21 protein-coding genes are annotated in these 25,106 nt (G+C 55.0%); 9 read left to right on the forward strand and 12 right to left on the reverse strand.

What is annotated here, in order from left to right; translation table 11 throughout:
• Positions 1-37: 37 nt before the first annotated feature.
• The 6 genes from DXK93_RS11670 (at position 38) to wecB (ending at position 10,454) form a co-directional block, all read left to right on the forward strand.
• Entirely contained in the window at positions 38-1,348 is a 1,311-nt protein-coding gene (locus tag DXK93_RS11670; RefSeq protein WP_119450133.1) for a glycosyltransferase family 2 protein, read from the forward strand.
• Between the two features lie 117 nt (positions 1,349-1,465).
• On the forward strand, positions 1,466-2,011 hold the full coding sequence (gene rfbC / locus DXK93_RS11675; RefSeq protein ID WP_119450134.1) for a dTDP-4-dehydrorhamnose 3,5-epimerase: 546 nt from the start codon (positions 1,466-1,468) through the stop codon (positions 2,009-2,011).
• Positions 2,012-2,316: 305 nt separating this feature from the next.
• Positions 2,317-5,688 (forward strand): methyltransferase domain-containing protein, encoded by a 3,372-nt coding sequence (locus DXK93_RS11680; protein WP_225596926.1) that lies wholly within the window; start codon positions 2,317-2,319, stop codon positions 5,686-5,688.
• Between the two features lie 50 nt (positions 5,689-5,738).
• Positions 5,739-7,919, forward strand: coding sequence for a glycosyltransferase (locus DXK93_RS11685; protein ID WP_119450136.1), 2,181 nt, complete (start codon positions 5,739-5,741; stop codon positions 7,917-7,919).
• Positions 7,920-7,931: 12 nt separating this feature from the next.
• Positions 7,932-9,302: a glycosyltransferase gene (locus DXK93_RS11690; RefSeq protein WP_119450137.1), complete on the forward strand. Its 1,371-nt coding sequence runs from the start codon at positions 7,932-7,934 to the stop codon at positions 9,300-9,302.
• 30 nt (positions 9,303-9,332) lie between these two features.
• Entirely contained in the window at positions 9,333-10,454 is a 1,122-nt protein-coding gene (gene wecB / locus DXK93_RS11695) for a non-hydrolyzing UDP-N-acetylglucosamine 2-epimerase (protein WP_119450138.1), read from the forward strand.
• A 110-nt stretch (positions 10,455-10,564) separates the two neighbouring features.
• Here the strand turns inward: wecB and DXK93_RS11700 are convergent, their stop codons facing one another.
• From DXK93_RS11700 to DXK93_RS32615, 6 genes are read right to left on the reverse strand one after another with little or no spacing between them, the layout of a single operon-like run.
• The gene (locus DXK93_RS11700) at positions 10,565-11,311 is read right to left on the reverse strand and encodes a glycosyltransferase family 2 protein (RefSeq protein WP_119450139.1); all 747 of its coding nucleotides are present in this window, start codon (positions 11,309-11,311) and stop codon (positions 10,565-10,567) included.
• Positions 11,312-11,314: 3 nt separating this feature from the next.
• A complete protein-coding gene (locus tag DXK93_RS11705) occupies positions 11,315-11,716 on the reverse strand; it encodes a capsular biosynthesis protein (protein WP_233564544.1) in 402 nt (133 codons plus the stop codon).
• Positions 11,709-13,175: a hypothetical protein gene (locus DXK93_RS11710; RefSeq protein WP_119450141.1), complete on the reverse strand. Its 1,467-nt coding sequence runs from the start codon at positions 13,173-13,175 to the stop codon at positions 11,709-11,711. The genes DXK93_RS11705 and DXK93_RS11710 overlap by 8 nt, the downstream gene beginning before the upstream one ends.
• Positions 13,172-14,050 carry a lysylphosphatidylglycerol synthase domain-containing protein gene (locus DXK93_RS11715; RefSeq protein ID WP_119450142.1) on the reverse strand — a complete coding sequence of 293 codons (879 nt, stop codon included), beginning with the start codon at positions 14,048-14,050 and terminating at the stop codon, positions 13,172-13,174. Before DXK93_RS11715 ends, DXK93_RS11710 begins: the two co-directional genes overlap by 4 nt.
• Entirely contained in the window at positions 14,047-14,874 is an 828-nt protein-coding gene (locus DXK93_RS11720) for a glycosyltransferase family 2 protein (RefSeq protein WP_119450143.1), read from the reverse strand. The genes DXK93_RS11715 and DXK93_RS11720 overlap by 4 nt, the downstream gene beginning before the upstream one ends.
• A gap of 1 nt (position 14,875) precedes the next feature.
• Positions 14,876-15,292 (reverse strand): GtrA family protein, encoded by a 417-nt coding sequence (locus tag DXK93_RS32615; RefSeq protein WP_119450144.1) that lies wholly within the window; start codon positions 15,290-15,292, stop codon positions 14,876-14,878.
• A gap of 191 nt (positions 15,293-15,483) precedes the next feature.
• On the opposite strand from DXK93_RS32615, the gene DXK93_RS11730 reads away from it, so the two are divergent.
• Together DXK93_RS11730 and DXK93_RS11735 are read left to right on the forward strand one after the other, a co-directional pair.
• Positions 15,484-17,208 carry a hypothetical protein gene (locus tag DXK93_RS11730; RefSeq protein ID WP_147400238.1) on the forward strand — a complete coding sequence of 575 codons (1,725 nt, stop codon included), beginning with the start codon at positions 15,484-15,486 and terminating at the stop codon, positions 17,206-17,208.
• A gap of 24 nt (positions 17,209-17,232) precedes the next feature.
• Positions 17,233-18,417 (forward strand): acyltransferase, encoded by a 1,185-nt coding sequence (locus DXK93_RS11735; protein ID WP_119450146.1) that lies wholly within the window; start codon positions 17,233-17,235, stop codon positions 18,415-18,417.
• A gap of 94 nt (positions 18,418-18,511) precedes the next feature.
• Here DXK93_RS11735 and rfbA read toward each other — a convergent pair whose 3' ends face one another.
• From rfbA to DXK93_RS11760, 5 genes are all read right to left on the reverse strand, one after another.
• The gene (gene rfbA / locus DXK93_RS11740) at positions 18,512-19,393 is read right to left on the reverse strand and encodes a glucose-1-phosphate thymidylyltransferase RfbA (protein ID WP_119450147.1); all 882 of its coding nucleotides are present in this window, start codon (positions 19,391-19,393) and stop codon (positions 18,512-18,514) included.
• A complete protein-coding gene (gene rfbD, locus DXK93_RS11745) occupies positions 19,390-20,286 on the reverse strand; it encodes a dTDP-4-dehydrorhamnose reductase (RefSeq protein WP_119450148.1) in 897 nt (298 codons plus the stop codon). Before rfbD ends, rfbA begins: the two co-directional genes overlap by 4 nt.
• A gap of 8 nt (positions 20,287-20,294) precedes the next feature.
• Complete coding sequence (locus tag DXK93_RS11750; RefSeq protein ID WP_233564545.1) at positions 20,295-21,257, reverse strand: glycosyltransferase family 2 protein; 963 nt, start codon at positions 21,255-21,257, stop codon at positions 20,295-20,297.
• A 66-nt stretch (positions 21,258-21,323) separates the two neighbouring features.
• Positions 21,324-22,385 (reverse strand): dTDP-glucose 4,6-dehydratase, encoded by a 1,062-nt coding sequence (rfbB, locus tag DXK93_RS11755; RefSeq protein ID WP_119450149.1) that lies wholly within the window; start codon positions 22,383-22,385, stop codon positions 21,324-21,326.
• Positions 22,386-22,562: 177 nt separating this feature from the next.
• Positions 22,563-23,123, reverse strand: coding sequence for a cob(I)yrinic acid a,c-diamide adenosyltransferase (locus tag DXK93_RS11760; protein ID WP_119450150.1), 561 nt, complete (start codon positions 23,121-23,123; stop codon positions 22,563-22,565).
• 201 nt (positions 23,124-23,324) lie between these two features.
• Here DXK93_RS11760 and DXK93_RS11765 point away from each other — a divergent pair, with 201 nt between their 5' ends.
• Positions 23,325-23,630: a copper-binding protein gene (locus DXK93_RS11765; RefSeq protein WP_054457046.1), complete on the forward strand. Its 306-nt coding sequence runs from the start codon at positions 23,325-23,327 to the stop codon at positions 23,628-23,630.
• A 127-nt stretch (positions 23,631-23,757) separates the two neighbouring features.
• On the opposite strand, the gene hslU is transcribed toward DXK93_RS11765, so the two are convergent.
• Positions 23,758-25,092, reverse strand: a complete 1,335-nt coding sequence (gene hslU, locus DXK93_RS11770; RefSeq protein ID WP_054457045.1) for an ATP-dependent protease ATPase subunit HslU — start codon at positions 25,090-25,092, stop codon at positions 23,758-23,760.
• Positions 25,093-25,106: the final 14 nt, after the last annotated feature.

Below are 25,106 nucleotides of genomic sequence, written 5' to 3' on the forward strand. Positions count from 1 at the left end.
TCTGTTCGCAACTCGCCGAACAATAGCAGGGGCATTTATGAGTAGCCATCCATCCAAGACTAACATTCACGCTTCCATCATTGTTTTGGCGTACAACAATCTCGAGGAGACCACGGCGCCTTGCCTGGAATCGATACTCGAGCATACCGACCTGACTCGTCACGAATTGATTGTTGTCGATAACGCATCCAGTGATGGTACGGCCGAATATCTGCGCCAGTTTCAATCGAAGCATCCATATGTTCGGATGTGCTTGAACGATGTAAACAAGGGATACGCCGGCGGCAACAACGACGGCATGCGGCTCTCCAATGGACGCATCCTTGTCTTGCTGAATAACGATACGCTTGTGGGGCCAGGCTGGCTGGAGCCGTTGGTAGAAGTGTTGGATAAGGATCCCAGTGTTGGAATGGTCGGCCCTGTAACCAACTCAGCTGGTAATGAGCAACGAGTCGTGCTGCCAGAAGTCACTCAAGACGCCTTCGTACCAGCTACCGTTTCCTATCTGGCTCTACAAAGCGGCATCTATTCCGAAACGGAGAAATTAGGATTTTTCTGCGTGGCCATACGTCGGGATGTCATTGACAAGATCGGGATGTTGGACGAAGCCTTCGGCATCGGCATGTTCGAAGACGATGACCTCTGCGTGCGGGCGCGAAAGGCCGATTATCGACTGCTGATCGCGGAAGGCTCTTTCGTATATCACAAGGGTAGTGTCTCTTTCAGCAAGTTGGGGGCTGAAAAATATCAGGGTTTGTTTTTCAAGAACCTCGCTTATTTCTTTGAGAAGCACAACATAGCGTGGACTTACACGGATATTGCCATCGCTGCATGGAAGCGACTTAAACAGGACATGCGGAGCGCGATATCGGGAGATGCGGCCGCGACTGCCAGGGTGAACAGTAGAGCTTCACTAATGGACGAAACCTTGGGCCAGGCGCGACGCCAGGAAGAGACTGCCTTGCAGTCGTCGTCTACTGACCTGTCCAACCGGATTGCCGCGAAGAAGCACGCTGAACTAATGGCAATATCAGATTGGGCAACGTCGCTCAAGGAGGAAAACGCAAAGCTGTTGCACGAGCACGCTCAACTGATGGAAATGTCGGATTGGGCAGCGTCGCTCAAAGAGGAGAACGCAAAGCTTCTGCAGGAGCATGCCGAACTGATGGAGATGTCAGATTGGGCAACGTCGCTCAAGGAGGAGAATGCAAAGCTGTTGCGTGCGCTGGACGAGCAGGGACGGATGCTCGAAAGTACCGCGCCGACAGCCGCTCCCGGGGTGCTGCCCGCCGCTCGCGCCTTGGCGCGCGCGGTGAAAGGCAGTCTCAAACAGCTCATCCGCGGATAACCAAGCCGTGCTTTAGCGTCATGGCTTGGAGCTCACGGCGAGGGGCCGCATCTTTGGAAAGTGCGGTCAAGCTGCGGCCATTGTCTGCTTGAATGTCTTGAAGAACGAGATGCTTGTATGAATATCATTCAAACCGAAATACCTGAAGTCCTGCTTATCGAGCCTCGCGTTTTTGGCGATGAGAGAGGATTTTTCTTTGAGAGTTTTAATAGTCGAAGTTTCAATACTGCGGTAGGGCGGGATGTCAATTTCGTTCAAGACAATCACTCTCGCTCCGCACAAGGAGTGCTCAGAGGCCTGCACTATCAGATCGTCCAACCGCAAGGTAAGCTGGTGCGGGTGGTAACGGGATCGGTGTTCGATGTCGCGGTAGATATGCGCAGGGGCTCTCCCACGTTCGGAAAGTGGGTAGGTGAGGTTCTGAGCGCGGACAACAAGCGGATGTTGTGGGTCCCTGAGGGCTTTGCGCATGGCTTCCTGGTGCTATCCGAGACCGCGGACTTCTTGTACAAGACCACGGACTTCTATGCACCGCAGCATGAACGCTGCGTGATCTGGAGCGATCCTACATTGGCGATAGATTGGCCTGCCGATGTGGTGCCTCGCTTGTCGAAAAAGGATGAGCTGGGAGCCAAGTTCGTGGAAGCGGATGCGTTCGCCTGAAACCTGGTCATTGTGCTTGCTGTGATGTGCGGTCCCTAAAGGCTTTTCTTCCGACCAAATTATCAGTGTCTCCTGGTTGCACTCCTCTTGACCATCAGTGAGAAACTGACCGGAAGTAAAAGGCACTTTTTGCCTTTCGCATGTGTGTGCCCGAGATCAACCATGGCTATTCATCTTTCCCGTAGGTGGCGGTGCGAATTTCCACTTGACGCTTGTATGACGTGCCGTCGCGCCCGGTAGAACGGCCGAGAATTCCATTTGAATAGCAGATTTATAGAGGTATAGCGATGTGTAATGCCTGGTGCATGGATTGGGGAAAGGAAGCCTTGCCGCACGTCAAGAAAGGGGCGCGCGTATTGGAGGTGGGATCTCGCGACGTGAATGGAACTTTGCGGACGATCTTCGCTGATCCGCAGAGCGAGTACGTGGGTATCGATATTTTCGAAGGCCCCGGGGTCGACCTCGTATTGGATGCTTCGCGCATTGTCGGCCAATTCGGAACGGAAGCCTTCGATGTCGTGCTCTCCACAGAGATGCTGGAGCATTGCTACGATTGGCAAGGCGCGCTGTACCAGATGGCTGCCACCTTGCGGGAGGGGGGCATACTCGTGCTGACGACTCGCTCCCCGGGATTCGAGTTGCATGATTATCCCGCCGATCATTGGCGCTTTTCGCACCAGGACTTTGTCGACATTTTTTCACCCTTGGGCGAGTTGATCGCCGTCGGCGACGATATGACGTTGGGCTGGCCCTGCGGCGTCGGCGTGATCGTTCGTCGTACCTGCTCGGCGGAAGAGCTTCAAGCCTGGGTAAAGCGCTTGCGGGAATTTCCCGTGTACTCAATGGAAGAAGAAGCGCGTAGCCAGGAAGTTGAAACGCGAAGCAGCACGGGCTCGCCCACCACCGATTCCATGGTCTTTGATCAATACAGCCGCTATCAAGGTTGTGTGCGTATCCTGCGGGATGCTGGTCTACAACCGGGCGCTACGGTGCTGGACGTCGGTAGCGGGCCCGAATGTCTTCTTGGCTCTTTCCTTGGAGAAGCAACCATCACGTATGTCGATCCGTTGCTTGCGGGTAAGGACGGCCCACATCGGATCAGCGGTGACGTGTTCACCCAGCGCCTGGATGATTGCAAGTTTGATTATGTATGTGCCGTGGATGTGTTGGAGCACGTTCCCGCGCAACACCGCGAAGCGTTCTTGGATCGACTGACTGAATTGGCCGACAAGGCCGTGCTTGTGGGTTTTCCGCCGGAAGAGGGTGGCTATGCCCGCGAGACGGATGACATGGTCAACTCGGAGTACGAGCGGATCCATGGCAGTGTTTACAGCTGGCTGGCGGAACACTATCACTACGGCCTTCCTGTGGCGGCATCGGTCAACGATCACTTCGCCCGAAACGGGTTTCCAACAACCTCCGTGGGCCATGGCCACGTGCCCTGGTTGAAGCGCCTGCTCTCCAAAGTGATTTGCTATTGGGACGTACAGCCACTCAAGCCGGAGGTTCTGGATGTTTCGAAGAGCTTCAACGAGGACCTGGCCCCCTATGACTTTGCTCCGCCACACTACAGAATCTTCGTCCTTGCGTCGAAGTCGGGGACACCGATCAAGTTGCCCGACTACCAGCCATCGCCGGAACTGCAGGCAGTTCTGGATTCCAGATTCGAATCGTTGGCTTCCGCTTTGGACGATCTGATTCTTAAGAGAGCTGTGGGGCTGCTCAAACACCAAGAACAGGAGTTGGCGTCTGCCAAGGCAGACGCACATACCGCTTCGCTCTGGGGAGTGCGGGCGACTGAAGAAATCAAAACTCGCGATGATGAGATCCGCCGCCTGCAATCCGAACTCAGTCGCATGACCGAGTGGGGCGGAGAGGTGAATGAGGAAATCAAAAGTCGCGACGATGAGATTCGCCGCCTGCAATCCGACGTCGGCCGTATGAACGAGTGGGAGGGTGGGGTACAGGACGAGATCAGAAATCGTGACGATGAGATTCGTCGTCTGCAATCCGACATCAGCCGTGTAACCCAATGGGGGGGGGAAGTGAATGAAGGGGTTAGAAGTCGCGATGACGAGATTCGTCGCCTGCAGACCGAGGTCGGCCGGATGAGCGAATGGGGGGAGGAGGTGAAAGAAGGGTTTAGAAGTCGCGACGATGAGATCCGTCGCTTGCAATCCGAGGTCGGTCGTATGAGTGAGTGGGGCGGGGGAATGAACGAAGAGATCAAAATTCGCGACGATGAGATTCGTCGCTTGCAATCCGACGTCAATCGCATGACAGAGTGGGGGAAATCGCTGGATATCCAGCTCGCCCAACGAGACGCTGCGCTCGAAAAGGCCCGTGCGGAAATGGAGGACTATACCCGCGTGAATCAACGGGGGAGCGTTCGCATGGGTGTGCGCCTTATCAAGGCGGCAGCCCGGCGCCATTTGGCGGCGTCGCCGGTTGGCGACGTCGTACGCAGCGTCCGTAGCTACAAGGCCAGACGGCAGTCTCGCACCAATGTGGACGCGATTACTCAATCCTTGAAGCGGAACAATGGCCGTCTTTTGCTGGTGTTTCCAATCATCACCTGGGACTTCCGCTGGCAGCGGCCCCAGCATTTCGTGACGCGGCTGCGCGACAATGGATATTCGGCGTGCTATTTGGCAATGTCGATGACCCCCTTGGGTAGAAAATTCGCCTCGCCTGCCGAAGCTGCGGCCACGCTGAGCCTGAATGAGCTGGACAAGGACGTAGCCCAGGTATGGTTGCATACCAAGGATCCAATCAATATCTATACCGACACCCTGGCTGGCGACGATCTCGACAACGTCGTGGCAGGCTTGTCCGAGTTGATACGTGATACCAAACCCAAATCCATCCACTACCTGCTCCAGTTTCCTGGATGGTGGCCGGTCGCCCAACAGCTCAAAGAAAAATTCGGCGGAAAGATAGTCTTTGATTGCATGGATGACCACGCGGGATTCAGTACGAATACGGCACAGGCGCTGAAGGTTGAACAAGCCCTCATCGAGGCCGCAGATCTGGTCATAGCGTCCTCGGCATTGCTGGAAGATCGATGCCATTTGCTTAACCCGCGTACTGTTCAGATTAAAAACGGGACCGAGTTCAAACACTTTGCGCAACCCGTTCGTAATGGATTGCTCGAAGCCTACAGTGATAAGCCCATTGTGGGATATTACGGTGCAATATCGGATTGGTTTGACACTGAACTTATCGCACATTGCGCCCGGGCAAAGCCAGATTGGAATTTCGTGCTCATCGGGGCCACCGCGGGAGCAGACCTGAATCCCCTCCAAGGATTGCCGAACGTTCATCTGTGCGGGGAGAAGTCGTATGTCGACCTTCCCGGATATCTGGCGTACTTCGACGTTTGCACGATTCCATTCAAGTTGGTACCCCTGACTCTCGCCACCAACCCGGTCAAGTTCTATGAATATATGAGCGCGGGCAAGCCGGTCGTTTCCATCGATCTACCCGAGCTGGCTGCTTATGCAGATGATTGCTATCTGGCTCACAATGCCCGTGAATTCATCGAGCAGCTAGAGAAGGCCATGGAACAGCGGCAAGATGAAGAGAAAATCAGGCGGCGTATTGAGCTTGCCAAGGAAAACTCATGGGACGCTCGGGTAAAATCACTGCTGAAGACCGCCGCTTTTTCCAAGCCGTGAAGCTAGTGTTTTGACCCTGGCAAGTACTTTCCAATTTATTGTGAAGACCCATGGACGCATCCATCGTCGTTCTGACTTATAACAATCTAAACGAAACAACAGCTCCTTGCCTTGAATCGATCATCGCGAACACGGACCTGACACGTAACGAGTTGATCATTGTTGACAACGCGTCCGCTGACGGCACGCGTGAGTATTTGCTGGAATTTCAACGCAAGTACCCATTCATCCATCTTCGCTTGAATGAAACGAATAAGGGTTACGCCGGGGGGAACAACGACGGCATGAAAACGGCGCGGGGCGAGGTGGTCGTTTTGCTCAATAACGACACGTTGGTGCCTCCTGGATGGCTTCCTCGCTTGACCCGGCTGTTCACTGAAAATAAGCAGGTCGGACTGATCGGTCCGGTAACGAACTCGGCCGGCAACGAGCAGAGGCTCGAACTCGACGGGGTCAACGAAAACACCTACGAAGAAATAACTTCGGCATATATCCAACGCCACCAAGGAGTTTGGTTTGCAACCGAGCGCCTTGGATTCTATTGCGTTGCGGTTCACCGGCGAGTTATAGAAAAGATCGGATATCTGGACGAAGGTTTTGGCCTGGGCATGTTCGAAGACGATGACTATTGCGTGCGAGCCAGGCGCGCGGGTTTTGTCTTGGCCGTAATTGAAGACTGCTTTGTCTATCACAAGGGTAGTGTGTCTTTCGGCAAATTAGCTACCCAAAAATACAAGGCCTTGTTTGAGCGAAACAAGGCCTTGTACACAAAAAAACACGACGTCACATGGTCGTTTTCGGAAATCGCCCTAAGCTATTGGGAAAAACTGGATAAAGACCTCAGAGTCATGTTTGAAGGTCCCCGGACTCCGGAAGCTGTGGCGGCGCTGGAGCGAATTGAGTTGCGGTGGGAAAACTTTCGTCACCTACTTGTGCAAGTTCATTCCGCTGAAGTATCAAATCAGATTTCCGGCGGACAGCCACCTGCTGTGCTGGCTCGTTCAAAATGGCAGACCAGGTGGTTCAATTTTCGTCGGAACGTCTTGCGCGGAACTTGGCGTGAGAGGGTTCGTTATGGACGATATATAGCATCGCGCTTGGCGATTCGAGCCGGTGTCAAGGGAGCGGAATCGGATCCATCGAAGGAGTTGATGGAAAAGGTAAGGCGGACGCTGGGAAATTTCGAACAGCGGCGTGTGGTGATTTTTCCCGCGACCATTGATTACTCCTATATGCGGCAGCGCCCGCAGAGTTTGGCGAAGGCGTTCGCCGACATGGGATTTCTCGTCATATATGGCACGCTCAATCACACAACAGACAAGGTCAAGGACATAGAGGAGGTTTCTCCTGGATTGTTTTTAGTGCAGGAATGGGATATTTTCCCGCTGCTGCCACATATCCTGGAGCCTGGAAACGTAATTTATTATTGCCTCTGGCCAAACAATCTTCGGCATGTGGAATACCTGCCATATTCCAGGCTTGTGTATGACTACATGGATGATTTGTGCCTGCTCGATTTGCCTTCGGAGCAAGTAAAGGCCATGCACGATGAAATGCTGCAACGTGCGGACCTCGTAACCGTCTCGGCGCAGCGTTTATACGATACCTTGCCGGCGGATCGCCGGGATGCAGCGTTGATACTGCCCAATGCTGTTGGCGAAGAGTTCATTGCTGCCTTGGCCGTGCCGCAGGCGGTGCCTGAAGCTCTCAAGGATTTTGAACGGCGCCCGGTAATCGGTTATTACGGAGCATTGGCGCCGTGGATCGACTTCGAACTGTTGGAGCATGTCGCCGATAGTCTGCCCGACCATGTCCTCGTAGTAATTGGCCCCGTACTCGACGGTGCCGATGAAAGCCTAAATTCACTTTGCACTCGGGCCAACGTACGCCATTTCCCGGCGATGGAACAATTGGATTTGGTGCCGTACCTGCAGCATTTCGATCTTTGCATCATTCCCTTCGTAGTCAATCAGATCACCAACTCCGTCTCGCCTGTCAAACTCTATGAGTACTTGGCGGCTGGCAAACCGGTTATCGCGACTGCAACAGAGGAGTGTGGTCGGATCCCATTCGTGAAGATTGCGGTCGATAAAGAAGAGTTTGTGACGTTGGTGCGTAGCTCCTCTCTATTGGAGGCCGAGGCGGCTGAGAGTCGCGCCTACGCTGCTTCGCAAACCTGGTCTGCACGCGCCGCTGAGGTGGCGAGCCGGCTGAAGTTGGATTCGTACTAGGGCGGAAACATCGTGCTCGGAAAACTCAAGGCTTTGGCCAGCTTTGCACTGAGCGATCCAAAACTGACGCTTCGTTTGTTGACTTGGCGGCGTGTGCGCAATGCCTTTGCGGCGCTCTTCGGCCAGCAAGGCAACATGGGGCAGCTCGTGACGCGTTACGAGGCGATCTACCGGCCAGACGCCGGCGGTGAAACCGTAACCGACTGGGGGCTGCCCACCGCGGCGGGAGACGTGTTTTTCTTCTCGGTCATAGACTGGGACTTCCGGTTCCAGCGACCCCAACATCTCGCGCTGGGACTGGCAAATCAAGGATATCGGGTCATCTATGTCTGCCCGACGCCCCTCGTGGCTGGGGGGAAGCGCGATTACGTCGTCCTGAAGAGTCCTGCGTCGGGGCTTTTTGTAGTGCAAATCTCCTCTGGAAAATTCCGCCTGCCCGATTTGCATCAGAGCGATATCACCGAGCAGGAGGCACGGGGTTTCCTGCATTCCCTGCATTCTTTGTTCAACGATATGGGTGCCAAAACGGCGTCCGCAATTGTGGAGCACCCGGCCTGGTATCCCGTCGTGAGTTGTCATTCCTGGCATAGTCTTGTATATGACTGTCTGGATCAGCACGCGGGGTTCGGAGGGTCCGCGTCAGACCGATTGGCGGCGGTGGAGCGAGCATTGGTTCAACGCGCGACGTGCAATGTTGCCAGTTCGCAAGCGTTGCTGAACAGACTCCAAGAGTACGGAGGGGATGCTAGCGAATATATGCTTATCCGCAACGGCTGCGAATTTGACAGATTCGCGGCGGTGAGTCGAGCGCAATGTAGCGCGATGCCCGTTATCGGCTATGTTGGAGCAATTTCCGAGTGGTTTGATTTTGACCTGCTGCTCGCTGTTGCCCAAGGAAATCCGAAATGGACCTTTGTTTTGGTCGGGGCCTCGGTTGGGGCTGAAGAAAAGAAAGCGAATCTTCCTTCGAATGTGAAATTTATCGGCGAAATCCCCTACAGCGATGTCCCTGGGATGCTATCGACCTTCGATGTTTGCGTGATTCCGTTTATCCTCTCTCCACTAACCATCGCTACCAATCCCGTCAAGCTTTACGAATATTTGGCCGCAGGTTGCCCTATTGTTGCCACGCCACTGCCGGAATTGGCTGGCCTCGAAGCGTTGGGTGTGTGCTGTGCGGAAAACGCGTCGGGGTTTGCAGAAGCAATCGAAAAATTGCTTCCCGACGCTCGTGATGCGGAATCGGTGACGCGGCGTCGAGAATGGGCCGCTCAGCATGGTTGGTCGGGCAGGAGTACTTCGCTTGCGCAAGCGCTTGAAATCGGCGGTGGCCGCCGGCACTTAGATGGTCAAGATGCTTTAGAATCTCCTAAAAAAAATTGAGTTTCCAAAAAATACAAAGTTGAGCATCAAATGAAGATACTAGTTGTGTTCGGCACGCGTCCTGAGGCCATCAAGATGGCTCCCGTCGTGCACGCTTTTCAAGCTGATTCAGGCTTTGAGTGCAGAGTTTGCGTGACCGGACAGCACCGCCATATGCTCGATCAGGTGCTTTCGTTGTTTGAGATCAAGCCGAATTATGACTTGAATATTATGCGTCCCAATCAGGATATAACCGACGTCACTTCGTCGATTCTGCTGGGCTTGCGTGAGGTTTTTTCCCAATTCAAGCCGGACTATGTCCTGGTGCATGGAGATACCGCTACGACGCTGGCTGCGTCGCTTGCGGCCTACTATCATCGAATTCCGGTCGGTCACATTGAAGCCGGTTTGCGAACCGGAAATTTGTACTCGCCGTGGCCGGAAGAGGGAAATCGAAAAATTACCGGGGCGCTTGCGAAATTGCATTTCGCTCCGACCGGGCTGTCGCGTGACAACCTTCTGCGCGAGGGCGTCGTCGAAGAAGACGTAGAAGTCACCGGAAATACGGTGATTGACGCCCTTCTTTGGGTAAAAGACAAGCTGGAATCAGATGCCGAGGTTCGGCAGCAGGCATCGGCCGGATATGAGTACTTGTCGCCAGACCGAAAAATTGTCCTGATTACAGGTCATCGCCGAGAGAGTTTTGGCGACGGTTTCGAGCGGATTTGCACGGCGATCCAGCGGTCGGCTAGCGAGTTTCCCGAGGTGGACTTTGTCTATCCAGTCCATATGAATCCAAACGTCAGGGAGCCGGTCCAGAGGATCCTGAGCCGACAGCGGAACGTGCACATTGTGGAGCCCATCGACTATCTACCCTTTGTTCATTTGATGAATCAGTCCCACATCATCTTGACGGACTCGGGAGGAATTCAGGAGGAAGCGCCATCGCTTGGCAAGCCTGTACTGGTCATGCGCGATACTACGGAGCGGCCGGAGGCGGTCCAAGCAGGCACGGTACGTCTCGTGGGAACGGATGTGGAAGCCATTGTCGGCGGTATACGGCTGCTGCTGACGGATGCAGACGTCTACGCCAGCATGAGTCAAGCCCATAACCCGTATGGCGATGGAAAGGCGTGCTCGCGTATCCTCAATCGATTGAAAATGGCTGATTGAAGGCGGCAGGCCAATAGCGGGGAACCAAGGCACTGCGGCAATGGTCTCCCCGCTTGTCTCTGATCGCTCGATGCGCTCGCCCTAAATGATCGGCGATCATGTGTACTAGATTACTCTATCCTCGGACATTCACAAGCCAGAAACTGCTTCAATTCATCGGGTGTTCCGAGTACGTGCACGGTAGAAACCGGCACGTCTTGAATAGAAATATTCAATCCCTTGTCGACGAGATGATTGTACAAAGGGGCAACATATTTCTCCCCTTTTACCAAATTGTCGGCATTGCTGAAATAGTCGTTATAGGCCTTTTCATAGTCCGCGGCCTTGGCAAACCAATACAAACCAATCGATGCGTGATCGGAGATTCGCGTTTTCTCCGTTACGCGTGTCGCCCATTGCTGGTCGGACAATTCTACAAAGCTCCAATGATCCCCGGGTGCGGAAAAACAAGGTATCCAACCATCGGACTGTGGGCGGATATCGGTAGGCTGTAGCGCCTTCGGCTCGACAAATGTATCTATGTTGTAGATCAGGAGAGGCTGGTCTTTTCGCCAAATATCACTTGCCTGCATTGCGGTTGTTGCTTGTCCATCAGTGACTGCCGAGAGTTCGATGATGTGAAAATCCTGTATGTCCAAGGCTGCGCAGCGGGCGCGCACATAGTCAGCCGATGCGTTGGATTCCAGGGTTACAAAAATAATCCGACTCTCAGGAGTAATGAAATTGCGTAACGAAAGCAATGACCAGTCGAACAGGCTCCTGCCGTGAGCAATGATCTCGTATTTGGGAACGGTGTAGCCTGCCGTGTAAAAACGGGAGCCGCGGCCAGCCATGGTTATGACTATATTGGTGGCCATTGTTCAATGTTCCTTGCCGAGCATGGTGTGGATCTCTTCTTCGGAAAGGCTGAGAAATTCGTTTGGTCGGATTGCTCTGTCGTCGATGTAAAAGCCATTTTTTCGAGGCCAGGGCTTGCCGAATAAAATCTCGTCGTACGGCACGTTCCATCTCTCGAGCCATTCCAACAAGACCGGTGCGGTGTGGCGGTTTATTAGGCCCACATTGTTGCTATATGTCTTCATGTTCCGGGACGTGTACAGCAATATGCGATAGCCCTTGTTGTGATACTCGCGCAATTTCTCTATGAAATCAAGCCGCGGGCGGACATCGCTATAACTCTCGCCTTCGCGTTTTATGTCGCATATGGTTCCGTCAACGTCAACAACGAGCGTTCCGTCCTGATGTAGGTGCTTTTCATCCATTTTCAATTTCATCCAGAATACTTTTCGCTCGAAGAAGAAACGCTACGATCTTGTTCGGGTGATCTATATGAAGCGGCAACATAGAAAGAAACAACGAGGCCTCGGCGAGGCGCACGGTTCTCGTATCGTATCCCATCGCCGACAATTGGTTGGTGAATATCTGCTTCAGTTGCGGCGGATGGCTATAGTGTATGTCAAGCGTCAAATGGTTGCTCGCCGTGAAGCCAATCGTGTATAGGCCATTGTTTATAAAATCGTAATCCCCTAACACGCTGTGCGAAACCTTGGCAAAATCATAGAATGGATGAGTCCATAGCTCGTCCTCTGAGACGGCGCCTTTTGGATCAATCAGCATTAACAGATAGCGCTGTGGGTCGTACAACAAATTGGAGAAACACGGATCTCCATGCCCGATCGCCAGGTAGTTCAGAGCGAAAGACTTTTCCATTTTGGAATACAACCGCAGATATCGCGCCAGCTGTTGTTCCATACCAAGTTCGGTATTGGCCGCCAACACCAGGTTATTAATCCTGGCGCCCTCCGGCAGTGCGAGAAAGGCCGCGGCACGTTCTTCTACTTTCTTAACGAACAAGCTATGTGCATAACCGACGCAGTCGACCAGGGATGCTTGTTTGCGAGGACGTTCCTGCAGAAAGAAGAGCAGCTTGCTGACAAAGGGTGGAAAGGACTCGATGCTGAACGCGCCGTGCACCCACTGCAAGGCTGCGTCGGCCAAGTAGTAGCGAAGCATGCGGTAGGACGCGGTATCGCCTTCGTCCTTGTAGTCGAACGGTTGAATAAGCCAAGGCCGCATCGCCTCGGGGACCAAATGGTGGAAGGCGTACTCGCTGCGCATCTTCCTTTTGTCACGAGAGCGCTTGGTGTAATAGTAAGCGTCAATGTGAACTTCATTGAAATGCCTGGTGGCGGTTGAGCCCGTCGTGAAAGTCAGAAAGTCCTGAATACGGCTCAAGTCCAGCGGCCGAATCGACTCCAGTCGCTGCGCCTGTTGCCAGGCAGGACTGCCTTCATGCAGAGGTGACGCCTCAAATTCTGGCCATAGCTCAGCCAATGCGTGGACATTGCTCAGAAACACCATCAGAGGCTTATACAGGCGATCCGTGAAGGCTTCCTCGGCGTAAGGCAGGCGTTCGATGAGCTGAAACAGACGCTCGGGTTGAGGAAAGCCGGCACGCGCGGCGACGATGCATATTGCCGTGTCTTCAGGACTTATGCTGATCCGTGCCAGAAGATCCTCTTGGTCGCTTTTCGAGCGCAGCCGAATCAAATTCTCCCGCGCCCATTGGGGAATGCAGCTGCGGAAGTGTTCGAAAAGGCTCTGACGGCGAAAAATAATGTCCCCAAAGCGACGGTTTCCAACAATCGCCTGTAACTCCGTACCGACCAGTTCCCGGTCGTCGTATACCAATAGGATATTTCGTCGCGAAGAGTTGTTCATTTGGTTCTGCGGATGCGATGAAAAGTCAAAGTGAGCAAGATGACGAACAGCAGAGACAGAGCAATCACCGATACGGACTGATAGACGAGAGCCGCTGTTTCTACCTGTTCGTTTGAACTGGCGATGCTTGCGAGCAGGCCAGAGGTCACGATTTCTGCAATGTCGGGGTATGCCGTCATGATCTGGCGTGTGGCCACAGTCACGGCAGCTATTTCACAGCCCCAAATCAGCATAGAGATCAAGAGCAGTGCAGAAAGACGGCCTTCAATGGAGCGTTGGATTGTTGCTTCAAATGCTCTCAATGCATAGCTGACTTTCAATATCCAGAGTCCCCGGCGAGTATGACTTGACAATACTAGATGACGATTGAGATACACAAAGACTTTGGTGACGGCAAAAAAAATAGCAAGGCCCAGGCTGCTCGCAATCACGAAGATGAAAAATAGCGCGCGCACCGAAGAGGGCACATCGAAGTTGAACAGATAAAGACAAAGAATTAAACCTGTCAAAACGACAACGTCACCGAACCTCTCGGATACCCATACTGCCAGCGCCTTTTGCCTGCCGTCGTAGACGTGAAAAAATGCGGATAGCCGTAGAATCTCGCCCAACTTGAACGGAATCAAGCTGCTTGGGAACGCGGTCAAGGCGTGGGCGGTAACGAGATCGAAGGAGGCCTGCCGCTCGTCCAGTGTGAGTAGCGTAAGCCTGGCCATGCGCAACACGTGCCCAAGCGTGTAGAACACGGCAGCCACGGTAAGAGTTATTATTCCGAAACTCGACGTGGCTAATCTCAAGGCGTCAAAATGGTATGCGAGCCAGCCAAAAATAATAATGAGCAGGCCAGCAAGATATATTCGGATTCCGCGACTCATGAGCCGGTACTTTGAGGGGGGGTATTAACCTGCACGGCGTCAGATGCATAGGTGGCATGAGGCCGTGCGCGCATCTCGTGCGTTAGAAAACGCCCGCGACCGATAAAGTATCTTCCCAAAAGTCCAAGTACTTTGAATGCCTGTTGGAAGAGCTTGACATTGGAGCGTTGGTCCTCTTCTCGCCAGCTGATTGGAAAGAACTTCACATTCTGGCGCCTGTGATAACTCCCCAATAGCATCACATAATTGAATGTCAAGTCATCCGGGAATTTCTCGTAGTAGAAATCGCGGAATGTCGATAGTTTGTAAAGGTTGAGGCCGGATCCAAGGTCCTTGATCCCCCGCCAAGCCACCAAGGAGAAGAGAAAGTTGTATACGACATTTCCAAAAGTTCTGAACTTGGAATAGCCCTTTAATTGACTGCCTTGCATGAAGCGGGATCCTAACAGGCAATCGATGTCTGAAGGTATTCCATTGGAAAGTATGAGTCCAAGGTCTCGAATGTCGGCTTGATCGTCGCCGTGTAACACAACCAAATAATCAAATCCATGCTCCACGCCATAGCGAAAAGCAACCTTGTGCGAGCCGCCAAGTCCATAATTGTCTTGATTTCGGCATGCCAGAAAATGACATTCGGTGAACTTCTTGGCGCCATGTGATGCGGCGACTTGCAGAGTGGCGTCAGGCGACCGGTTGTCCAAAACCATGACTGTGTCAAACAGCCTCTGGGTATCTCTATCGAACTGATCCAACACGCGGGTTATTTGTGCTTCACATCGATACGCGGGAATGAAAACCAGAATCTTTGGTTTGGTGTTTGTCATTTTAGTGCGCCGGCATACGCTTGGTAAGCAGCTTCATAAAAATAAAGTTCGTGAAAAGATTGATTGGTGTGATTATTATCTTTGCAATTATGCCGAGAGATCCGGGGTCGCTATATGTCGTGAAGGCGCGGTAATCGGATATGCCGATGCTTAGAAGCGAAAGTGCCTTGGAATAGAAAAGGATGGACGCTAGTTGGTAAGCCCAATATACAAGTAGGAATCTACCTCGCGAGCGCGAGTCGATATGGAATACCGACTTTAAGGAGGTAAACCAGACGAATGTTATTCCGACATAGGAAGACGCAAGATTACCCCAAAAAGCAGGAAGGCCGGTCAATTTGACTAGTATGGTGAAGGTGAGTAAATCACATAACCAGCCAACTCCCGAAAAGATAGCAAATCCTAAGAAGCGTTTCATCGAATGTCGAACGAGCACCAGCGGCGTTGAGGGAGGAGGACGGTGGGCCCGAGCCCGACCGTGTCACGGCTAGCGCGCCGTACATACTTTATTGTACCCGGATGGCGCTGTTTTGGTGTACCGGACTTGGACGTCCTACGCTATACTGGTCGATTAGACTTTCGATGCCATCTTTGAGTCCCGCTTGCGCCTTGGCAAGCGGCATCACAGAAAATATGAAAAATCATTTTAAAGGTAATTGGATTTATCTAGCTCCGATATTGCTTTTCGCAATTCTCGGGCTGAAAGACTTGATGTTGCCGGGCATCTATATGGATGCCGCAAATCCGGATTACCATGCTGCCTACATGCTGCGAGGGGACATTCCGGCGCCATCGTGGACATATCCAGATAACTATCTTTTCAGAAATTTCCCTTTATTGAATTCCCTCTACGGAGGGAATTTTGCTGCTTATCCGGCGATGGCCTTCTTCTCGGCTCTAGGGTATGGAATACCGCAATTTCGGATATATCACGTTCTCTTGGGAATCGTCCTTCTTGTTTGTTTGATGTGGTGCTTGCGTAAATGGCAAACCCCGAGGTTAGCCATCGCACTCGTGGCGTGTGTGCTGGCAATCGATCCGACATTCCTTTTTTCCTGGAGGACGCAGTACTATCTGCAGTTGGTTCCCCTCATATTTTTCTTTCTAGCGCTTGGGCTGCTTGCCCAGTGGCATATCGATGCGACCGCAGCTAGGCGATCCAGCGCTCGCTATTGGTGGGCGGGAATATTCCTGGGTTTTGCAGCCTATTGCTATTTCGTTTTCGCCTTCTATGCTGCGGCGATCGTATTGGCCATGGCTTTTCAGATTCGACGTTCTTGGAATTGGCGCATGGTCACTGCGTTGGTGTTGGGAACGGTGATTGGCTGGCTGCCATATGTTTACGCCCACCTCTCGATTATTCTGAACATGGGCTTGCATGGCTATCTGGATCAGCTACGCGGGCTGCAAAGCATGTATGGAGTGGTTAACGCTACGCAGAGTTTTTCCGAGCGATGGCATACCGTGATTGATCGTATTTTGTTCTTGCGAGCCGGATCCACCATCGAAGACATGATCTTTGCCGGTGCGCGAGTTGGCCCGATAAGCAAGACTATCGGTGCGGTCGTGCTGGCTACCGGTCCGGTTCTTTGGCTATGTTTTCGGCTGTGGCCGCGTGGGGCGGCCGTTGACCACGTTGTGGCAGCCGCACCGAAGCGGGTAATGCTCGGGGACGCCATCTTGGTGGTTTTCATCAGCCATATCGCGCTGGGGATCACCGTGGGTACGCCGCTGAGCCTTCAGCATTACATAATGCTGCTTCCCTTGGCCTATGTAATGCTGGCTCTGGCGTGGCCGGCATCCGGGGCGGGAAGTGCGAGCACGGATGAGGGGAGGTCTAGCGGTTTGCGCCCTGCGGCGAATCTTGCATTTGCATTGTTGTGCGTTGCGATGCTCGCTTTCAACTTTTCCTTGACCCGCAAGTTTGGGGATAGGTTGGTGCAGGAGGGCGGCGCGGGGATGTACACCGAGGCTATTAACGTCGCCATTACACAATTAGCCACTGAGCCACGCGATACTACCCTCTTGTTTCCGCAATGGGGCTATTGGATGGGTGCCCTTACCGCCATCGGGCCAAGGCTGGCCATGTTTGAAGCGCCAACGCTGGAAAGGATGAAGGAGAGACTAAATACAGATCCAGAATTGATGCCGCGTCAGAGCTTCGTGTTGGCGCTCGGTACGGCAGATCTGGACGCCAACGACGAAATCAGTCGTCAGAAAATCGAGCGGTTCGCGGAAGCGGCGCGCCTCCGAGTGGAAGGCATTGTTCCTTGTCATGGCCGCAGTGGTCATGAGCGTATCTGGCTTGTCAAGATGAAGAGGATTGGCGCCTAATAGGGGCCGTCGATAAGGAACGTCATGTCTAGCGTCTTATTACCTAAATCGAATAACTTTAATGCGGTGCGTTTGCTCGCCGCGCTCTTGGTTATCTATGCCCACAGCTACGCATTTACAGGTCAGGCGGAATGGGTCGCCCGGAAGTCTGGGGTGACTCATGCTGGTGAGCTAAGCGTAGTAGTGTTCTTTTTTATTAGTGGAGCGTTGATTACCAAAAGTCTGGACAGCAGTCGCAGTATTGGTGGTTACGCAGTCAAACGCGTGATGCGGATTTATCCCGCATTGATACTATGTTGTTTCTTAGTGCCCTATGTTTTTTCTTGGATGTTTGGTGGGGCGAATTTCAGCGAAATCTTGGCTAGCAAGGATGCGCTAAATTATTTTATTACAAACTCTCTGGGCGTTTGGAATCTGTATTTTGTGCCAGGGATATTTGAAACTCACCCAGAAAAGGCGTTGAATGGATCGTTATGGTCCATTACGCTGGAATTGCGCCTGTATCTTGCTTTAGGAGTGCTTTCGCTATTGGGTCTGATGAAAGACAAGGGCATGCAATGTTTGGTGTTTTTGTTCTTGATCCTATGTCTTGCGCTCATTCCTGATAAGGTGCCGCTGCTGGGTAATAACCCAGCGCTCTATGGCACGCCGGCTTACCCCGCGTTTTCCATCATTTTTCTAATTGGGGGGCTCTTTTACGTCCTCGAAGACAAGATCGAGTTCCGCCCTGTCGCGATGATCATCTTCTTTGCCGTATTGATGCTCTGGGCGCACAAGGCTGGCTTCGTGGATTTAAAGCGTTTTGTAATTTTCGGCCTCTCAATAGCTGTCGCGATGTGGTTGGCCACACTAGGCCCTTTGATCAAGCGCCTACCGATCACGCATGACTATTCCTACGGCGTCTATCTTTACGGATGGCCCAGCCAGCAAATCGCGTATTCCATCTTGGTGGATTTCCAAGTGCGGCCTACGGCGATTGCCGTGACGGCAATTGCAATGCCGCTTGCGCTTTTGCTAGCTGCGCTATCTTGGCATTTGCTGGAAAAGCCTAGCCTGAACTTTGGTCACCGTTTTGCGCGTCGACTCGATGATGCACGGCTTCGTTTTAAATTGCGTTCCGGGTCAGCACAGGCTGCGGCGGCGGGAACCGCCGATGCCAAACTTGAGGGCGGGTATGCAGCGACCAGCCCGCAAGCTCCACGGCGCTAAACAGACGGGGCGCTTGGCCGTCTCCGCTTGTTAAGCGAAGGTCGGCCTTGGTTATCCGGGGCAGCAGCCAAGTCGGTTGCAGCCCCAGCTTTGCTTAGTAAACTTTCTCGACGAGCAAGCGTTGCAGATACTTGCCGTAGCCGTTCTTGGCTAACGGTTCCGCTAATGTCTCCAGCTGTTCGGGCGTAATCCATCCATTGCGGAATGCGATTTCTTCCGGGCACGAGACTTTCAAGCCTTGGCGGTTCTCTAGGGTGGAGATGAACTGGCTGGCTTCGAGCAACGATTCGTGGGTGCCGGTATCGAGCCAGGCATAGCCGCGGCCCATGATTTCGACATTCAGTTTGCCTTGGCCGAGGTAGACTCGATTCAGATCGGTAATCTCGAGTTCGCCGCGGGCCGATGGCTTGATTTGCTTGGCGATTTCGACTACGTCCTTGTCGTAGAAATACAGGCCCGTGACCGCGTAGTTGGATTTAGGTTTGGCCGGCTTTTCTTCGAGAGACAGGACAGTCCCGCTGTTGTCGAATTCCGCCACACCATAGCGTTCGGGGTCGTGTACGTGATAGGCGAACACGCTGGCGCCGTCGGCGCGGGCGTCGGCATTGGCCAGTAGCTGGTGGAAGTCATGGCCGTAAAAGATATTGTCCCCAAGAACGAGTGCGGACAGGTCATTGCCGAGGAATGATTCTCCGATGAGAAAGGCCTGAGCCAGGCCATCGGGGGACGGCTGGACGGCATACTGGAGAGCCAGGCCCCACTGCGACCCGTCGCCGAGCAGCTGCTGGAAGCGGGGAGTGTCCTGGGGGGTCGAAATAATGAGAATGTCCCGAATCCCCGAGAGCATCAGGGTACTTAAGGGGTAGTAAATCATCGGTTTGTCAAAAACCGGCAGTAATTGCTTGCTGATTGCCAGGGTGGCTGGGTGCAGCCGGGTACCGGACCCCCCAGCCAGGATGATACCTTTGCGTTTCATGTCGAAAGTTCCGTTGACGTAAGTTGGTCCACTGTGCGGTCGACGTGGACCGTCCAGTGAGGTAACTGTAGTTTCAAGGGGGACGCCAATGCGCTGGTGTTCAGCCTAGAGTTCTTGGGTCGGACAGCCGGGACCGGATACTCCTCGGTCGTAATGGGTTTGATGTGGTCGCGGTCGGTCTTTAGCTTCACACCATTGCGCCACGCGCGATCCACGACATGCGATGCCAAACCGTGCCATGTCGTGTCGCCGGAAGCGGTCAGATGATAAATGCCGCAGGCCAGGCGGCCCTGCAGCCACCCTGCGATGGCCAGTGCCGTGACATCAGCAATGAGTTCGGCAGAAGTCGGAGCGCCATGCTGGTCCGCAACGATACTCAATGCATCGCGCTCCTTGGCTAGACGGAGAATCGTCTTGATGAAATTGCCGCCATGCGCCGAGAACACCCAACTGGTGCGTAACACCAGGGCATTGCAGCCGCTCGCCAGGATGGCCGATTCGCCTGCCAACTTGGTGCTGCCATACACGCTTTGCGGGTTGGTCTGATCATCTACGTCGTAGGGACCGCTTTTGGTGCCGTCGAAGACATAATCCGTGGAGTAATGCACCAGTAATGCCTGCTTTGCCTGAGCGTAGCGGGCAAGCACCGCCACTGCGTCGGCGTTGATCTGGCGGGCGACATCTTGATGCGTTTCGGCCTTGTCCACCGCGGTGTAGGCCGCGGCATTGACGATGATGTCAGGCGTCTGTGCTTCCAGCAGGCGGCGCAGGCCGTCAGGATCTTCAAAGTTGGCGTCTGCGCGACCAGAGGCATGGACGTCGCCGAGCGTCAGCAACGTTCGCCGCAACTCATGGCCAACTTGGCCGTCTTTGCCAAGCAGTAGAATTTTCATGGCTATCTTCAAATCCGGTTGGATATTGCTGCAGCCAGCAACCCCAGGTTTCCCAAGGCCGTCTGGCGATAGACGCCTGAGCATTTGAGTCCGACAATGCGGGGCAGAAGGCTGCGTTGGCGAGCTTTGACAAAACGCTCATAGATCTTGCGGTTGACAGGCGTCAGCCTGGGTAGCAACGGCCCCAGCCCAACGATATGTTGGTCGGTCCAGGTCTTCAAACGACCGCGGAACAACAGCCGGATCCTTTGCAGCCGTGCAAACAATCCAGTATTGGCGCCGATGAGGTTGCCGCCATGCTGACGATACTTTAGTGACGGTTGGCTGTCATAGTAAACACGACCGCCACAGGCGCTGATGGCGATGTATATCCACCAGTCATGGGCGACGACATCGAGGTCGGCGCCGGCCTCTAGCAGCAAGGCGCGCGCCGCATTATTGATTACCATCGTATTGCCGCCCGCTACATTCTGTACAAGTGCATTAGCAAAAGAAGGCGGTCGTTTGAACAACGGCGAATAACCGAGCGAATGGCCCGCTTCGTCTATGAGTTCGGTGCGCGTACAGTAGAGCGCCGGCACATCTTCGGGTATTTGGCGCAGCCAATCTGCGGCCCGCTGCAGTTTGTCAGCGTGCCAGATATCGTCTTGGTCGGAAAGCGCGTAATAATCGGCGGCCAGTCCGGGGTTGCACAGCAACGACATGAAATTCGTAACGAAGCCCTTGCGCGGGCCGGCGAGTATCATCAGTCGGCCGCACGCCCAGCGGCGTTGGTAGTCCTCAAGCACCCGTGGCGTGGCGTCGGAAGAGCCATCATCGGATGCCCAGACGATCCAGTCGGAATGAGTCTGTGCAGCGAATGAGTCCAGTTGCTCTGGCAGGTACGTTTCACCCTGGTACGTGCACAGAAGGATGGCAATCCGCTCATTCACCTGCTCGTCCGTGCGGATAGGTTGTTGGCTAATTGGCAATGCGGAAACTCGACTTATCGTGATGGGCGGTGCGCGGTGTGTCGTGGTTATGCGAACGCCGGTGCGTCAGGTTGCGTATTGCGTGCTGATCCAGTCGCGATAGGTGCCGCTGGTGATACCGGCCACCCATTGCTGGTTCTCCAAATACCACATTACGGTCTTGCGGATGCCGGTTTCGAAGGTCTCCGCAGGTTTCCAGCCCAACTCGCGCTCAAGACGCGAGGCGTCGATGGCGTAGCGTTGATCGTGGCCGGGCCGGTCCTTCACGAACGTTATCTGATTCTTATAAGGCTGGCCATCAGCCCGAGGGCTGAGTTCGTCCAGCAAGGCGCAGAGGGTGCGGACGACTTCCAGGTTGGTCTTTTCGTTCCAGCCGCCCACATTATAAGTTTCGCCCAGCTGTCCAGCGGCAAGGACGCGGCGTATCGCTGCACAATGGTCCTTCACATACAGCCAGTCACGGATTTGCTGACCGTCCCCATATATTGGCAGCGGTTTGCCGGCGAGGGCGTTGTGGATGACCAGCGGAATCAACTTCTCGGGGAAGTGATAGGGGCCGTAGTTGTTCGAGCAATTGGTGGTCAGTACCGGCAAACCGTAGGTATGGTGGTAGGCACGCACCAAGTGGTCGCTTGCAGCCTTGCTGGCCGAGTACGGGCTATTGGGTTCGTAGCGGTTGGTCTCGCTGAAGGCGGGATCGTCTTTTTGCAGGGAGCCGTAAACTTCGTCGGTGGACACATGCAGGAAGCGGAACGCGGCGCGCTCATCGTCTGGCAAGCCGTTCCAATATGCGCGCACGGCTTCGAGCAGGTGGAAGGTGCCCACGATGTTGGTCTGGATAAATTCGCCGGGGCCATGAATCGAACGGTCGACATGTGATTCAGCGGCAAAATTCAGAACGGCGCGGGGCGTGTGTTCAGCCAGAAGGCGGCTGACCAGCTCAAAGTCTCCGATGTCGCCCTGGACCAGCTTGTGAGCGACATTGTCTTTGAGCGAAGCAAGGTTTTCGGGGTTGCCCGCGTAGGTGAGTTTGTCCAATGTCACGACCGGTTCACTGCTTTCCTGGAACCAGTCGAGTACAAAATTGGAGCCGATAAACCCTGCCCCGCCGGTAACAATGATACTCATTCTTATGTAGTCCTTGAGCCTTGAGCGTGCACGCAAACCCGCTAATTAACCCTCAATTATGCCGCAAGTGCTTTAGCTCAACCTAAAAAATGAAACAAACCGTGCGGTGAAATAGAGACGTTCCAAGGTTCGCCAGCGCCGATGGCCGGTACTTCATCTTGCATTTCATCTCATGAGTTACGTGGCCTTACGCGCATTAGGGCTGGCCCAGAACACATCAGCCGTCCCCCGCGCCCGATTAACGCAACGCGCCAGGACAAAGAGCAGATCCGACAGCCGGTTCAGATACTGCCGCACGGGCGGGTTCACCGGTTCGACCCGGGCCAGCGCCACCACGGCCCGCTCGGCCCGGCGGCAGACCGTGCGCGCCATGTGCGCCTGCGCCGAACCGCGCGAACCGCCGGGCAGGATGAATTCGCGCAGGGGCGGCAGCGCCGCGTTGTAGTGGGCCAGGCGCGCGTCCAGGCGGGCGATGTGGTCGTCCGTGAGCGCGGTATGGCCAGGGATGCAGAGTTCCGCGCCCATGTCGAACAGGTCGTGCTGGATGGCCAGCAGATCCGCGGATATCTCGGCGGGCAGGTCTTCGGTCAGCAGTACGCCGATCACGCTGTTCAGTTCGTCGACGTCGCCGATGGCCGCGATGCGCGGGGCGTCTTTGGGCGTGCGTGATCCGTCCCCCAGGCCCGTGGTGCCGTCGTCTCCCGTGCGGGTGGCGATGACGGATAAGCGATTGGCCATGGGGGCTCCTGAAATGAGTGACGAAAGGTATGGGTTTTGCGTCCAGCCATGAAACATGGGGGGGCGCGTCGCGGGTTCCGCAATCAACTGTCAGAATTGTTGCGTCCGGGCGAAGGAACTGTTGCACAAGGGCGGTATCCTAGCACTGTGGAAAGCGGGGACGCCGGTTCCGTGCTTTCCCTGCAATCGGAGGATATCTGCATGATTTTTGACCGCAAGTATGCAATACCCATGGCCGCCGCGGCAGCCGTGGCCGTCGTCACGCTGGCCGCGCCGCTGGCGTTCGCGCAGCAGGCCGATGCCAGCGGGGAAGTGCGGCGGGTGGACCCCGCGGGCGGCAAGGTCACGATCAAGCACGACGCCATCAAGGCGCTGGACCTGCCCGCGATGACGCTGGTCTATGAAGCGGATCCGGCGCTGCTGGCCAAGATCAAGGCGGGCGACAAGGTGCGCTTCACGGCGGTCCGCAAGGACGGCAAGTACATCGTGACGGCGATCAGCAACTAGCGTCGCCGGGATGGCGCCGCGCGCACGCCGGGCGGCGCAGCGGGCCTGCTGGTCAAAAGAAAACGCCGTGCGCAGCGCCAGGCTGCGGACGGCGTTTTGCTGGCGGCGCGCAAGGCGCGCCCGCGGTTTACAGCACGTAGCGCGCCAGATCCTGGCTGCTGGCGGCTTCGGCCAACTGCGCGTTGACGTAGGCGGCGTCGATCTTCACATGCTTGTCGCTGCTGGAGGTCGCGTCGAAGGACAGTTCGTCCAGCAGCTTCTCCATTACCGTATACAGGCGGCGGGCGCCGATATTCTCGGTGGTTTCGTTGACCTCGTAGGCGAGCTCCGCCAGGCGGCGCACGCCTTCTTCCGTGAACTCCAGCTGCAGGTCCTCGGTGGCCATCAGCGCCGTGTACTGCTTGGTCAGCGAGGCGTCCGTGTCGGACAAGATGCGCACGAAGTCCTCGGCGGTCAGCGATTCCAGTTCGACGCGGATCGGGAAACGGCCCTGCAGTTCAGGGATCAGGTCCGAGGGGCGCGACAGGTGGAAGGCGCCGGACGCGATGAACAGGATGTGGTCGGTGCGGACCATGCCGTAGCGCGTGTTGACGGTGGTGCCTTCGACCAGCGGCAGCAGGTCGCGCTGCACGCCTTGGCGCGAGACGTCCGCGCCACCGGATTCCTGGCGGGCCGCGATCTTGTCGATTTCGTCCAGGAAGACGATGCCGTTCTGCTCGACGTTGTTGATCGCCACGGTGCGCAGGTCTTCTTCGTTGACGCGCTTGGCGGCTTCTTCGTCGACGATCAGCTTGAAGGCTTCGCGCACCTTCATCTTCTTGGGCTTCTTCTTGTCGCGGGCCATGCCGGCGAACATGCCGCGCAGCTGCTCGGCCATTTCTTCCATGCCGGGGGGCGTCATGACGTCCATTTGCGGCACGGCCTGGGCGACTTCGATTTCGATTTCCAGGTCATCGATCTTGCCTTCGCGCAGGCGCTTGCGGAAGGTCTGGCGGGCGCTGTTGTCTTCGCCGCGTTCCGGCTCGCCGGAGGCGCCGCGCGGGGGCGGCACCAGGGCGTCCAGGATGCGGTCTTCGGCGGCGTCTTCTGCCTGGGTGCGCACGCGGCGCATTTCCAGTTCGCGGGTCTGCTTGATCGAGTATTCGGTCAGGTCGCGGATGATGGTGTCGACGTCGCGGCCCACATAGCCCACTTCGGTGAACTTGGTGGCTTCGATCTTGATGAAGGGCGCGTTGGCCAGCTTGGCCAGGCGGCGCGCGATTTCGGTCTTGCCCACGCCGGTGGGGCCGATCATGAGGATGTTCTTGGGGTGGATCTCGTGGCGCAGGGGTTCGGCGACCTGCTGGCGGCGCCAGCGGTTGCGCAGCGCCACGGCCACGGCGCGCTTGGCGCGGTTCTGGCCGACGATGTACTTGTCGAGTTCGGAGACGATCTCTCCGGGCGTCATGTTGGATGCGGACATGAGGGCGGATCCTT

It is taken from the genome of Achromobacter sp. K91 (assembly GCF_003576205.1).
GTDB lineage: Bacteria > Pseudomonadota > Gammaproteobacteria > Burkholderiales > Burkholderiaceae_B > Achromobacter > Achromobacter aegrifaciens.